The sequence below is a fragment of the Imperialibacter sp. genome (assembly GCF_048007035.1).
GTDB lineage: Bacteria > Bacteroidota > Bacteroidia > Cytophagales > Cyclobacteriaceae > Imperialibacter.
On sequence record NZ_CP180355.1, the window covers coordinates 1,637,474 to 1,651,062 of the forward strand.

Annotated in this window: 12 protein-coding genes; 6 read left to right on the plus strand and 6 right to left on the minus strand. The window is 46.1% G+C overall.

The genetic code is table 11. The features are described 5' to 3' along the window. Positions 1-7 precede the first annotated feature (7 nt). Genes dut through ACMVP2_RS07360 form a run of 3 tightly spaced genes read right to left on the minus strand, consistent with a single transcriptional unit; the run spans position 8 to position 2,773 of the window. Positions 8-442, minus strand: coding sequence for a dUTP diphosphatase (gene dut, locus ACMVP2_RS07350; protein ID WP_416867232.1), 435 nt, complete (start codon positions 440-442; stop codon positions 8-10). A gap of 21 nt (positions 443-463) precedes the next feature. After that, the gene (locus ACMVP2_RS07355; RefSeq protein WP_416867233.1) at positions 464-1,972 is read right to left on the minus strand and encodes a lipopolysaccharide biosynthesis protein; all 1,509 of its coding nucleotides are present in this window, start codon (positions 1,970-1,972) and stop codon (positions 464-466) included. Positions 1,973-1,990: 18 nt separating this feature from the next. Further along, the gene (locus ACMVP2_RS07360; RefSeq protein WP_416867234.1) at positions 1,991-2,773 is read right to left on the minus strand and encodes an enoyl-CoA hydratase/isomerase family protein; all 783 of its coding nucleotides are present in this window, start codon (positions 2,771-2,773) and stop codon (positions 1,991-1,993) included. Between the two features lie 396 nt (positions 2,774-3,169). Between ACMVP2_RS07360 and ACMVP2_RS07365 the strand changes: the two genes are divergently transcribed. Then, positions 3,170-4,339, plus strand: a complete 1,170-nt coding sequence (locus ACMVP2_RS07365) for a T9SS type A sorting domain-containing protein (protein ID WP_339790288.1) — start codon at positions 3,170-3,172, stop codon at positions 4,337-4,339. 528 nt (positions 4,340-4,867) lie between these two features. On the opposite strand, the gene ACMVP2_RS07370 is transcribed toward ACMVP2_RS07365, so the two are convergent. Both ACMVP2_RS07370 and ACMVP2_RS07375 read right to left on the minus strand, forming a co-directional pair. Then, positions 4,868-7,726 (minus strand): T9SS type A sorting domain-containing protein, encoded by a 2,859-nt coding sequence (locus ACMVP2_RS07370; protein ID WP_416867235.1) that lies wholly within the window; start codon positions 7,724-7,726, stop codon positions 4,868-4,870. Between the two features lie 232 nt (positions 7,727-7,958). Continuing rightward, positions 7,959-8,897, minus strand: coding sequence for an NAD-dependent epimerase/dehydratase family protein (locus ACMVP2_RS07375; RefSeq protein WP_416867236.1), 939 nt, complete (start codon positions 8,895-8,897; stop codon positions 7,959-7,961). A gap of 166 nt (positions 8,898-9,063) precedes the next feature. On the opposite strand from ACMVP2_RS07375, the gene ACMVP2_RS07380 reads away from it, so the two are divergent. Both ACMVP2_RS07380 and kbl read left to right on the plus strand, forming a co-directional pair. Continuing rightward, positions 9,064-9,324: a hypothetical protein gene (locus ACMVP2_RS07380; RefSeq protein WP_416867237.1), complete on the plus strand. Its 261-nt coding sequence runs from the start codon at positions 9,064-9,066 to the stop codon at positions 9,322-9,324. A gap of 6 nt (positions 9,325-9,330) precedes the next feature. Next, complete coding sequence (gene kbl / locus ACMVP2_RS07385) at positions 9,331-10,521, plus strand: glycine C-acetyltransferase (protein ID WP_416867238.1); 1,191 nt, start codon at positions 9,331-9,333, stop codon at positions 10,519-10,521. A 78-nt stretch (positions 10,522-10,599) separates the two neighbouring features. Here the strand turns inward: kbl and ACMVP2_RS07390 are convergent, their stop codons facing one another. After that, the gene (locus ACMVP2_RS07390; RefSeq protein ID WP_339790303.1) at positions 10,600-11,445 is read right to left on the minus strand and encodes a universal stress protein; all 846 of its coding nucleotides are present in this window, start codon (positions 11,443-11,445) and stop codon (positions 10,600-10,602) included. A gap of 134 nt (positions 11,446-11,579) precedes the next feature. Between ACMVP2_RS07390 and ACMVP2_RS07395 the strand changes: the two genes are divergently transcribed. Genes ACMVP2_RS07395 through ACMVP2_RS07405 form a run of 3 tightly spaced genes read left to right on the plus strand, consistent with a single transcriptional unit; the run spans position 11,580 to position 13,544 of the window. Continuing rightward, complete coding sequence (locus ACMVP2_RS07395) at positions 11,580-12,140, plus strand: DsrE family protein (RefSeq protein ID WP_416867239.1); 561 nt, start codon at positions 11,580-11,582, stop codon at positions 12,138-12,140. A 3-nt stretch (positions 12,141-12,143) separates the two neighbouring features. After that, the gene (locus ACMVP2_RS07400) at positions 12,144-13,235 is read left to right on the plus strand and encodes a glutaminyl-peptide cyclotransferase (RefSeq protein ID WP_416867240.1); all 1,092 of its coding nucleotides are present in this window, start codon (positions 12,144-12,146) and stop codon (positions 13,233-13,235) included. 12 nt (positions 13,236-13,247) lie between these two features. After that, on the plus strand, positions 13,248-13,544 hold the full coding sequence (locus ACMVP2_RS07405; protein ID WP_416867241.1) for an SCP2 sterol-binding domain-containing protein: 297 nt from the start codon (positions 13,248-13,250) through the stop codon (positions 13,542-13,544). The last annotated feature ends 45 nt before the right edge of the window (positions 13,545-13,589 follow it).

Here is a 13,589-nt window from a genome sequence, read left to right on the forward strand (position 1 = left end):
GCATCTATTACTTTTTACCTGTACTTCCGTATCCGCCCTCACCCCTTTTTGTCTCAGTTAAGGCCTCGCTTTCAACCCATTCTATTTTTTCGTGCTTTGCTATAACCATTTGAGCCACACGGTCTCCATGCTCAACGACAACCTCCTGATTCGACAAATTTACCAAAAGCACCTTTAACTCCCCTCTGTAATCTGCATCTATGGTACCAGGCGAGTTGAGAACGGTAATTCCCTGCTTAAATGCCATGCCGCTTCGGGGGCGAATCTGCGCCTCAAACCCAGCAGGCAACTCTATATAAAGACCGGTTGCCACCAATTTTCGTTCCAAAGGAGCAAGCCTGACACCGTCTTCTAAAACAGCTCTCAAGTCGAGCCCAGCCGATAACTCAGTCTGATATTCAGGAAGTGAAAATGGCGATTTGTTAACTATTTTTACCTTCATAAGTAAAACAAGGCTGCAAAATTAAGAAATAAAACGCTTAGGTCGAGGCAAATCCGCTCTTTCCTTGATTACAACGACAACAATAAAGCACAGCACAGCCAGATTGTTGGCAAGCACCTGGAGCAAAAATGAGCCTAAGTGCAGTTGGCTTACACCCAAAACCAGGCCAGATGAAAGAATCAGATAGAAAAATGCGTTGGATACTTTATAGGGAACAGGGTAGTATTTTTCCCCCAAATAGAAACTAACTACCGCCATTACCAGAAACGTGAGGGTGGTAACGACTGCACTGCCCAAATACCCAATAACAGGGATCAATAATACATTTCCGACGACAGTAATTAAAGCCCCAAGCAACGCAATATAGGCACCATAGTATGTCTGGTCGGTGAGTTTATACCACACAGAAAGATTATAATAAATACCCAGAAACAGGTAACCCATAAGCAAAAAGGGCACAATAAATAGCGCTTCACGATACTCCGACTGGCGAAGAAGAAGCCCCAGCCAATTTAAATTGACGGAAATGCCCAAAAACACCAACGCCCCGAAAATGACAAACCACTTCATCACTTTGCTGAACAGCTCAGGAGAGTTTTTATCGGCGGCACTTGAAAAGAAGAAGGGTTCGGCGGCGTACCGAAAGGCCTGGATACCCAGGTTCATAAACACACTCAACTTAAAGCAGGCGCCATAAACCCCTGTGGCATAATCAGCGCCGCCGCTACCGTAGAAACCATCTGGTAACAGGTATTTGATCATCAACCGGCCAAAGGTTTCGTTGACCGTGCCCGCCAAGCCCATTACTCCCACTGGCAGGCTGTACGCCAATATTTGTCTGATCAATTTACGGTTCCAGTTGAACCTGGCAACCATAAGCTCCTTTGCCAGCAACGGCACCAGTAAGAACGTACCCAGGAAGTTGGCAATAAAAATGTATTCGATGCCAAGAGAGGAATCGTACCATGGCGTTACTAGGGGTTTCATGAAAACGAAAGACTCACCCGAAATGACTGCCGGAGCGACCACAAGCAAAAAGATATTTAGCAGGATAGTGACCAGGATGACGAGAATCTTAATACTGGCAAACTTGATTGGCCGGTTCTCCAGCCGAAGCTTGGCAAAGGGAATGGACATAACAGCTTCTACCGCCAGTATCGCAGCAAACCACCTTATCCATGACGAATGATTCGGGTATTCAATAAATGAAGCTATTGGCTGAGCAAAGGCCCAAAGCGCAATTGTGAAAATCAAGGTAGTCAGCACTATCATGGTCATTACCTGACCATATGTGTTCTGCCCGTTAGTAATGTCTCTCGTGGAAAACCTAAAGAAGGTTGTTTCCAGACCATAAGTATAAATAACAAGCAGGAATGCAGAGTAACCGTAGAGTATGGTCATTTGCCCATACTCGCCTGGTTCAAAAATACCTGTGTAAAATGGCGTCAGCAGCCAGTTAAGCAGGCGGCCTACAATACTACTGACTCCGTATATCGCAGTTTGGCCTGCAAGTTTTTTCAATTGGCCCATATAAAGCCCGAAGTTACCTTATTCGCCTTTAAAAGCAGGCTTGCGCTTTTCAAGAAAGGCAGTTGTCCCTTCAACGAAGTCCTCAGTGCCGCAGCACCTGGCAAAAGAATTAGCCTCTGTCTGATAGCCATCCTCATCAGCATTGTAAACGGCATTAACGCAGTCGATAACCATTCCGACTGCCAAAGGCGCCTTTTCAAGAATTTTCGCCATCAGGCTGTTGGTCTTTTCCATCACCTTATCGGCAGGAACCACATAATTTACAAGACCCAAAGTGAGCGCCTCAGCTGCAGAGATCATATCGCCGGTTAGCATGAGTTCGACTGCTTTTGCTTTGCCAATGAGTTGGGTCAGCCGTTGGGTGCCGCCGTAGCCCGGTATGATGCCAAGGTTGATTTCCGGCTGTCCAAACCTGGCGTTTTCTGAAGCGACTCGCATATGGCATGCCATGGCCAGTTCGCAGCCACCCCCAAGGGCAAAACCATTAACGGCTGCAATGACCGGAATATGGCAATTCTGTATGAGGTCGAAGGTTTCCTGACCATTTTCAGCGAATTTACGGGCATTAAGTTCGTTTATTTCCGAAAACTCTTTGATGTCGGCACCCGCCACAAATGCCTTCTCTCCCGCACCTGTGACAATAACACCTCTCAAATCTTTGGCATCATTAATCTCCTGAAAAGCTTGTTTCAGCTCCTCCATGGTTTGCTGATTAAGTGCATTCAGTTTGTCGGGCCTGTTAATAGTGATGGTCTTTACTGATCCGCTCTGCTCAACTAGTATATTTTTATAACTACTCATAGGTTTCCATTTTAGGCTTCAAATTCCGAAGCATTTCCGGCTGTATCGGACATCAAATAATTTACTTTTTTGCCAAAGTTCAAAATCTGCACTGCTAAGCGACACTCCCACAGGCTCATTGGGTACTGCAAAAACACCGTGTACCAAACAGTTGCGCCACCCAAACAAAAAGTTGGTTTTTATTCAATTTCTCCATAAATCTTACATCAGGCAAAGGGCAGCTAAATCCGGCCAAACACCTTTCTGCGTATGTTAAAATGAGGTTCAGAAAATAGGCCTTTCTATGAATGCTCCCAAAAAGTCGATAAACGCCTTTATACCTCACACAAGAAATTTTGTGATCTGAAAGCAATGATTGACCTTTGTATTGTCCGAAAGGAAGAAGAATTAACAGCTATGAAAAACACACTAAAAATCGTTTTATCTCTGATCATCATAACCACGAGTTGTTCGTTGGCCACCGCTCAAAAAGTAACGAGAGCTCAAACTAAAACCAATGGCTTCTACCTTTGGACAACCAATGCCAACTGGACAGACAATGTGGCCGTTCCTGTTTCCAATATTGGAAATACATATAATTCAGGGGGCGATGAGCAAATAAGAATTGAAAAATATATTACAAGAAATGGATCTCTTTCTTTCCGCAATATCGGAAATAACAGCAAGGAAATAGTTATCAAGGACACGCTGGTGGTTTATGGCAATATGACTTTTGACACAAACAGCTATAGTCTAAAACTTCTATCAGGAGCAGTACTGATCGTTTTTGGAGATTTTTCGGCAGCCAACAAAGTTACACTGGACAACGGAGGACTTTTGATCATTGACGGCAACATGACACTGACTGGCGGAAATCAGGAATATACTGACAACAACGGTGGAGTTGGCAATCTGGTAGTAACCGGCACAATCAGCGGAAATGGAGATACTGCGGCTGCTTCAGCAGATAATTCTTCGCTAAGTTCTAAGCCCCAATCAATCCAAAATTTCGTTAATGGCGGTGGCTCTACTCCCCTACCTATCGTACTTAGCTACTTCAAAGGTGTAAACCTGAAAAATGCGGTTAAGCTTTCGTGGGAAACGCTGTCAGAAGAAAACTTCGACCACTTCGAAATACAAAGATCATTTGACGGAAAAGAGTTTGAAGTAATTGCTACTGAAAAAGGAAATGGTTTTACTTCTGAAAAACACCAATATTCATTTACTGACAATGATCCTGAGATGGGCATCAACTATTATCGTTTGAATGCCATTGACTTTGATGGTTCTTCAGAAATATTTGAAACAATCGCTGTAGAGGTTGCTCCTGACTTCAGCGCTGTGACCATGTACCCCAATCCTAACAACGGAACCGAATTGCAGCTCAACATCCCTGAGGAGCTTCTTTACACAGCTTATAGTGTGACAATGACTGTATCAGATCTTCAGGGCAGGGTAGTAACAGCCAGCGAAATCACTTCGGCTCATGTTTCTACCACCTTTGACCAAGCCTTGTCCACGGGAATCTATTTGGTAACCATCCAGGCCGGCAAATACTCGTCTTCATACAGACTGTTGGTTAATTAATCTGTGTTCGATTTAAGATTATCGTTAGCCCGAAAATATTCCCCTGCAATTAAGGTAGGGGAATTGACTATTTCTGGCGGACTACCTGCTGCGACGCCAGGCCTATTTGCTTCTTTCCTTATACAACTCACACTTGTATGAAGTCAACCGCCTGTTCCAAGTCGTCATTCTTTTCATGCCTCCTTTTTGTGTCCGACTCCTATTTACCCTCGTACTATTTATCATTGGCACCATTAGGCTGTAAGACTGCAACTTTCCGCCAGGCTATGGCAGCGGAGATTTTCAAAAGAATTAATCAAAACTCTGACGCCCATCGGAGTTTTCACGACAGGGGAACGAAATAAGACAATAGATGTGTCTCGCATAAAGCCCCCGGCTCCAAGCTATCAAAGAGCTAACCTATTCGTTCTCCCAACTGAAAAATGACAAGGTATCGACTCGGCCAATCACTATCAAACTCAAGTGAAAGCTGGCGTTGTATAACACATATGTGGTAACCTGCTATGGTGCTATAGCGAAATAATTGGCTTAGTCGATGATTACTTTCAGGGTTTGGTGAACATTACCCGCAACAATTTTTACGAAGTAGCTTCCCGGCTGAAGTGACCTGCAGGAAACAATTATTTCATTTCCCTCCACCCTAAATTCGGCACTGACCGCCCGTCCTGTAATGTCCAGCATTGTAAGATTTAGGCTTCCCCAATCCTGATTGGGTAGCTTCACTCTAAATCGTCCTCTATTGGGATTGGGGTAGGCTACCAAATCCCCTCCAAAAGATTCCATTTCCACCGCAATGATGTCGAACACCTCTTTAGTTCCGTCATAGTCGGTTTGAGATAGTCGGTAGTAGTTGACTGCAGGCAGGGGTTGCCTGTCATCCATGTCATAGTACTTTTTGCTGTTGGTAGTGCCGGCTCCTTTTACTGTTGCCAGCAGTTGCCAGTTGTCAGCATCGCTGGAACGCTCAATAGTAAAATAGTCGTTATTCAATTCTTTGCCCGTCGCCCAGCTTAATACAACCTTGCTTCCTTCAGCTTTAGCATTCCAGTATAAAAGCGAAACCGGCAAAACGCCTGGCGAAGACTCAAAAACGCCGTTTGCTGGTGCACTGGGGTTCTCGGGAGTTGTTGATCCCTCCGAGGCACTCCCGCTGGCACCGTTATTATTAGTACCTTGAGCTCCCTGGCTAGTATCTATGGTAATGCCCGGCACTGCGGAGGAAAAGATAACCACTCCCCGACCACCGCCACCAGCCATGCCGCTGGGGTTGTTCAAATAGGTTACGTCGCCTCCGTCGCCCCCACTTGCTGAAACCACCATGCAGGTTTCTGTCGTCCAGTTATCGACCTGAAACACTACCGAACCGCCGGCTCCGGCGCCGGATCCTGAGTCCCTTAAAACCCCGGCAGCGGAATAGCCTGGCTCTCCGTCGGCAGAGATCGTATAGCTGCCACAAACATAGTCGATCATGGAAGCTCTGATCAAAACGATGCCTCCACCATTTCCTCCTCCTCCGTTGTCCTGATCATCACCACTGGCACCACCTCCGCCCCCCATGAACACTCTCGAGGGACTTATATAGTTACTAAGGTCGGCTCCTCCACGAGGGGCATTGTCTTCAAGGATAACCTCACCCACTCTTATATTGTCAAAAAGCCAGTTGTCGTTTGCGTTGGCAACAGTAACGGTCACCCTTATTTGCACGTTTGTTCCGCTGAGGCCAAACTGTTCTGCCGTGCCTGATCCGTCAATTTCAAAAAGACCATCGTCGCTCAGACTCCCGTAGTTGGCAAAGCTTACCCATCCCGCAGCGTCCAGGTTATACTCAAAATCCATTACATCGGCTCCATCGAGATTTCCATTGTTGTCAAAATCAATCAAAAGTGCTACGTCGGTATAACCGGAAATATTGATCAATTCAGAAGTCCAGGTACTACCCGTTGTCTGGTCGGAATAGAAGTAGTAGCCGGACACGTTTCCATTGTCTGCGATAGCAGCATTCTGAACCTGAAAGGTGCCGCCGCCAATCGACGTCGTCCAATCGTTTGCACCATTCGCCGTGTTGTTATTAGCCCCTGAGGTTTCTCCACCTCCGTAACCTGTTTCGAAATCCTCCTGCCAAATCACGTTGATGTCGTAGCACTCACCGATGCTACCATACCCACCAGCGGTGAAGTTGCCTCCACCGGCCCCTCCCTCTTTGTAAGTATTTGGGGCTCCGCCTCCATTGGCTACATGGCCTTTACCCCGTTCATAGTTTGAGTCAGTTATCTTATAGGTGCCCTCACCCTTAAGTGCAAAATTGGTATTGTTGGTACGGTACACAGCGTTATTACAAGTATTGTAGTTGTTGCCTTCGGGAATGTCGTTAATCCCCCCTCTAAAGCCTGTCCCATCTACAGTGATGTCATTTTGTAGCGTAAGGGTATTGGTCACATCGATGGCAAAAACGCCCCCCACATTTCCGTCCCAGGGTAGAGCTGTCAAGTCGGAGGCAGTGGTGTAATTGGCGAACTCAGGGAATGAAATAATTTGCAGGCTTGCATTGGATCCGGTGCTATAGCTATTTTCCAAAGGTTCGGTCAGGGTAATTGAGATAGGCAGGGGCGTGTCACCACTCACTTTTACATTATCAAACAACCCTGTATCTCCAAATTGATTGCTATTGATGACCACCCTTACCTCAATGGAGGTGCCAGACAGGCTACTAACCGAAAGCGTCGTTGATGCGAAAGCGCCTGACTGCATGGAACCCACAGTGGTAAATCCACCAACCCCGTCGAGTCTGTAACTTACTGTGATGTTGTCGTTTCCATCATCAAACCCGCTTTGAGCCACGTCGACCGACAGGCTTACATTCGTGTACCCCGATATTGAAATTGGGTCAGATGTCCAGGTACCTCCGGAAGTCATTTGACGCCCCCCAAACAAATAGCCACCGCCCAGCGTGGCATCCTGGCGTACCTGAAAGTACCTGAATCCACCGCAGTTTCCACAGGAAGCGCTCCAGGCTGTCAACCCAGCGTCGTCAGCATCTCCCTCGCTCAGATCCTCGAAGGTCTCGCACCAAATGTCGACTGTCTGGGAGGCTTCGCTTACACTTTGGATGGTCGCTGGCTCAAAAAGACCAGCACTACCTATATCGCCTATGTCTCCAAATGACTCATCATCAGCAGTGTTGGCCCCCAACACATCGTCCTGCATCTGCATAATGATGACGTTCTCACCGGCCTCAAATTTATCGTAAATTTCGTTGACATTCGAAAGAGTGAGTGTACTGCCTCCTGAAACACTAGTTACCTTTCCGTAGGCGTTGATGGCAGTTTGAGCGTATGTAGCCGACGTGAAAAAGATTCCCAAAAGGCTGAAGCAGGTCAAAATCCTCATTGTTAAGCGCTTTTTTGAAAAGTTAACAATTTGGAAGATAGCACACATGAAGAAGAAATCATGTGAATTTTGGCAAAAAACGCCACTTCTTTCTACGAAGCACACAATTCCTTCGATGAAAAGTCCTATTATTAACTAATTCTGGAGATTTCGCACAAAATCTCTCCACAAGGATGTCATGGGCATCAAAAGCTGACCCCCAATCCTCGCACCTCTCTGTCAAACGTAATAACTAATACAAAACGAGGTTAGCAAGAATCTCTTTGGTCATTCGCTGCAGATCATATTTCGGCTCCCATCCCCAGTCAGCCCTTGCATGACTATCATCAATGCTGTTGGGCCAGGAGTCAGCAATTTTCTGCCTGAAATCAGGTTCGTACGAAATGCTGAACCCAGGCACTTCTGATTTTATAGCTTCGTAGATGTCTTTTGGGGCGAAGCTCATGGCATGCAGGTTGTAGCTGGACCTGATTTTGATCTTTGAAGACTCCTCCTCCATTAGCTGAATGGTGCCATCCACAGCGTCCGTCATGTACATCATAGGCAGCAACGTGTCCTCCCTCAAAAAGCAATTGAAGTCTTTGCCTTCCTTGGCCTTGTAGTAAATGTCAACTGCATAGTCGGTGGTGCCACCGCCTGGCTTGGCCTTGTAGCCGATAAGACCCGGGTAACGGATACTTCTAACATCGACCCCGTATTTTAAAAAGTAGTACTCGCACCACCTTTCGCCCGCCAGCTTGCTGATCCCATAAACCGTATTCGGGTTCATGATGGTGTTTTGGGGTGTATGATTAATGGGAGAATTGGGGCCAAAAACGGCAATTGAACTTGGCCAATATATCCGCTCCAGCTTTCGTTCTTTCGCTATTTCCAACACTGTGAGCAGGCTGGTCATATTAAGGTTCCAGGCAAACATGGGATCGGCTTCACCTTTTGCCGACAACACTGCCGCCAGGTGATAAATCTGGTCGACCCTGTATTTCGCTATCAGCTCCTCAAGCCTTTTGCCGTCCATGGCATCCAGGTGTTCAAAAGGCCCCGATAGCAGGCTTTCCTTTGGTGCCGAAACATCGGTTGCGATAACCTTGTCGTTTCCATGCCTGGCTCTCAGCGATTCCGTCAGCTCCGTGCCAAGCTGGCCGCAGGCACCTATAATAAGGATCGTACTCATTCGTAGATTTTGAAGGGTTAATGTTCTGTCGGCAAAATTAGTAATATTGAGTACAAGCAAAAGCGCTTTCAACAAACACATTTAACCATTGTCAATTACCTGCCGCCTTTGCTGAAAAGTTTCCTGTAGCCACCGAAAGCACTTATATTTGCCCAAAGGAAAAACCATGACTTTCAAAGAGTACCTGACTTCAAAAAAAATAGACGCCAAAGGATTCGCTCTGGGCGAATCGGAGCGTTTCATGGAACTCAAAAATATCTTTGATCAGGTTCATCCGGATAGCTTTACTGCACAAAAAATATTTCTTATCAATGGAATAAGAAGAAAATATCCCATTGTGGAAACGGCTGAGGAAGCAAAGAAAGAAGTGCCCAAAGCAAAAATGATGAAGCCCAAACTTAGCATTACCCCAAAAAATAAGGAATAAGAAACTATGTACGATTCATTGAAAGAAAAACTGACTGCCGAACTTGAAGAGATCAAAAAGGCTGGTCTTTACAAAACAGAAAGAATCATCACCACTCCTCAGGGAGCCGATATCAAAACACAAGACGGCCGGGAGGTGATCAACTTTTGCGCCAACAACTACCTGGGGCTGTCAGCGCACCCAAAAGTACTGGAAGCGGCCAAAAAAAGCATCGACTCGCATGGCTTTGGCATGTCTTCAGTCAGATTTATCTGCGGCACACAAGACATCCATAAAACGCTGGAGAAAAAGATATCGGAATTCCTGGGCACTGAAGACACTATTCTCTATGCCGCTGCTTTCGATGCCAACGGTGGTGTTTTTGAGCCCTTGTTTGGGCCGGAAGATGCCATTATATCGGATGAACTCAATCATGCCTCTATTATTGACGGAGTGAGACTGTGCAAAGCGCAAAGGTTTCGCTACAAGAACAACGACATGGCCGATCTCGAGGAGCAACTGAAAGCGGCAGCGGAATGCAAAAACAAAATTATTGTGACCGATGGTGTTTTCTCAATGGATGGCACCATTGCCAAATTGGATGAAATTTGCGACCTGGCCGACAAGTACGGGGCAACCACGATGATCGACGAATGCCACTCAACCGGCTTTATGGGAAAAACAGGGCGTGGCACACATGAATTCAGAGGAGTGATGGGCCGCATCGAAATTATTACCGGCACCTTAGGCAAAGCTCTTGGCGGAGCATCGGGCGGCTTCACCAGTGGGAAAAAAGAGATTATTGAGCTACTGAAGCAACGCTCCAGGCCCTACTTGTTCTCTAACACGCTGGCGCCAAGCATTACCGGTGCCTCCATCGCAGTTATCGACTTGCTTTCTGAAACCACTCAGCTGAGAGACAAGCTGGAGGCCAACACCAAATATTTCCGTGAGAAAATGACCGCCGTCGGTTTTGACATCAAGCCTGGCGAGCACCCCATTGTGCCCATTATGCTTTATGATGCTGTGCTTTCACAACAATTTGCCCAAAAGCTGCTCGAAAAAGGCATCTATGTTATTGGGTTCTATTTTCCCGTGGTGCCCAAAGGAAAGGCAAGAATACGGGTGCAAATTTCTGCCGTTCACGAAAAACATCACCTCGACAAAGCCATTGCCGCTTTCACCGAAGTTGGAAAAGAATTGGGTGTTTTGAAGTAAGGCCTTTTTCGAAAACTTCATAACTGAGAAAGCCGATCGTTGGAACGGTCGGCTTTCTTGGTTTTACACTAGCCTTGGCTATTTTTTCTTTATAGCCTTTGTCCATACAGGAATCTGCGTATGGTTGATTACATTTTTGGAGATCATTCCTCCAAGTAGCACCCCAAGCCCTTTGCGGGGGTGAGTGGACATGGCAATCAAATCGGCATTGTTTTGACCAGCAAATAACAGAATACCCTCCGCTTCGTCGGGATCATGAAACGTATTAACTGTGTAATTTTCAAGTTGAAAGTGATCGGCAAACTTCTGAATTCGTTCTTTCACCTCTTGGTCGTTGACCCAAACAGGCTCAAACACCTTTAATATATGAAGTTTTGCTCCGTACAACTTCTGTAGTGCTTTCAGGTCATTCATGATAACGCCCTGCTCTTCCCGCAAATCGGATGCATAAACAATATTCTTGATATTTACCAAATCACGCCTGGCCTTCACGGTTATCACCGGCACACTGGAAAACCGGCTTAGCTTCTCTGCATTAGAGCCCACAAAAACCTCGTCGAGGCCGGAGGCACCTGAGGAGCCCATCACTACCAAATCAGGCTTCAGGCGCTCAATCACCTCAAAAATCTTGTCAAAAGTCTTCCCAATTTTAACCTCGAAGCTCATAGAAACCCCGGCGTAGGCAGGGTCGGCCACCAATGCCTTCAAACGTTCCTCGGTTTTTCTTATCAGCTGAACAATATAGATGTTCTCCTCAGGGGAGTACCCGGCAATACCCATTGTGTTAAAACTATAGTCGTGCGGATCTTCTATTACATTGACAAGGACTATCTCAGCGCCTTTTTTTTGTGCCAAGGGATAGGCCGACTCTAAGGCAAAGGTTGCTTCTTTAGAAAAATCAGTTGGGATGAGTATCTTTTTCATGATAGTGTCAATTATTGCAAAGCATAAAGCTAAATAACGTAATATTTCGCATTTATGACATTCACCCGGCTGACCTCCTGAACTTTATCATTTAATCGGGGTTGAAAATATCTTAAGATAGTTATTTTTGGCAAATGAAGAATTTTGTAAAAAGCTATTACCTGGAATCTTTTGTTTGCTTTTTAATTGCCAATCTACTGTCTATTGCTGCTTTTGCTCAAGAAGCGCACTATCCCATTGTGAAAGGTCACGGCGGAATCTTTGACATTCAGGAAGCAACAGAGTTTCCTGACCCTACTCTACAGTACAAAATTGTCGTAGATATCAAAGAGGGAGCCGGTGGCCACAAATCGATCAACGCATCGCTGAACAACCTGGCCAGAATTGCCAACCTGCACGGAATGGGGGGAGTGCCGAAAGAGAATATTGATATTGTGGCAGTTATACACGGAGAGGCGACCATATCTATTCTGTCTGATATTTCTCACGAAAACAGATACGGAACGCCCAATCCAAACACCGACCTTATTCGTTCTCTTTTAGAAGGCGGAGTTAAGCTATTTGTGTGCGGGCAATCGCTGAAAGCAAGGAAAATTGATGCCAGAGAGCTAACTCCAGGCATAGCCGTCAGCCTTTCTGCCGTAACTTTGGTGACGACCTATCAGCTGAAAGGCTATGCTGTGCTTAGTTACTAGCCTATGCGGAAGTTTTTTTTAACCACTACGCTCATTCCGGCACTGGTAGCAATGCTGGGCTCATGTGGCCCTAATAAATCCAGCGAGGAATCAGCTAGCCAACCAGTCGCCGCCAAACCAACCCCACTCACGTCTATCTCTACTTCACAGGGGCCATTAACACCCCAAAGCACCCTTGAAGTCTCCGTGTCAATCACGGGTGACTCGGTACAACTTGATTCCGTCGTCATTTTTTTTGAATCTGTCCGTCTTGCTTCTTCGCAAGCAACGAGCCTTTCTGCGCCGTTGGCACCGCTTCCTTTGGGTAAACAAACACTAACAGCGAAGCTATTTCTGAACAATGGCGGAACGGAGCAGCACGCCCTTCCCCTGACCTTGCTTGCAGAAACGCCACCGGAAAAATTTGATTTCAGAAAGCTGGAAACATACACACACGACCCCGATGCTTACACACAAGGTCTCCTTTATCATGGAGGCTTTCTTTATGAAAGCACAGGGACAAGGGGTGAGAGCACGCTTCGAAAAGTCGACATTTTAACAGGGAAAGTGCTGCAGCAAACACCGCTGGATAGCAGATACTTTGGCGAAGGGCTTGCTTTTTGGGACAACAGCCTGATCCAGCTTACCTGGACATCAAACATCGGTTTTGTGTACGACATAGAAACCTTCGAACAAAAGAGAACCTTCAACTACCCTACTGAAGGCTGGGGGCTCGCATCGACCGACACCGAGCTCGTGATGAGCGATGGCACGGAGTACCTCTATTTTCTTGATCCGGTAACGCTGGCAGAAACAAGGCGGATTCAGGTATACAATCACCAGGAAAAGATATTGTACCTGAATGAACTTGAGGTAGTGGGAGGCTTAATTTACGCCAATGTGTACCAAACAGATGTGATCGTGATGATTGATCCGGCCAGCGGTGCGGTGGTAGGCGACGTTTCCCTCGAAGGAATCTTCAACAAGCAAGGGTACAGCAGAAGGCTCGACGTGCTGAACGGAATTGCCTGGGATGAAAAAGAGAAAAGACTCTTTGTTACCGGCAAATGGTGGCCCAAATTGTATCAAATTGAACTGTTCAAAATTCAATCATAAATTAACTAAATTATGAGTCTAGACACAGCAACTGCCAGGGTAGTGGAAATGGCAAAAGAAAATGGGGGAGCCATTGGTAATTCAGTAAAATTTGTTTTTCAAGAAGGAGTCATTCTTTTGGATGATACTGTGAGCCCAACAAAAGTTTCAAATGACGACACTGATGCGCAGTGTACCATTAAAATGGAACTTAAAGACTTTGTGAAGCTACTTGACGGAGACCTGGATCCGATGGGTGCATTTATGGGAGGTATGATGAAAATTGAAGGCGATATGACCATTGCCATGAAATTGACCTCACTTTTTTAAGAATTGGCCGAAAAGTTTGCTTGAAAGCTTTCGGCACAAAGTGGA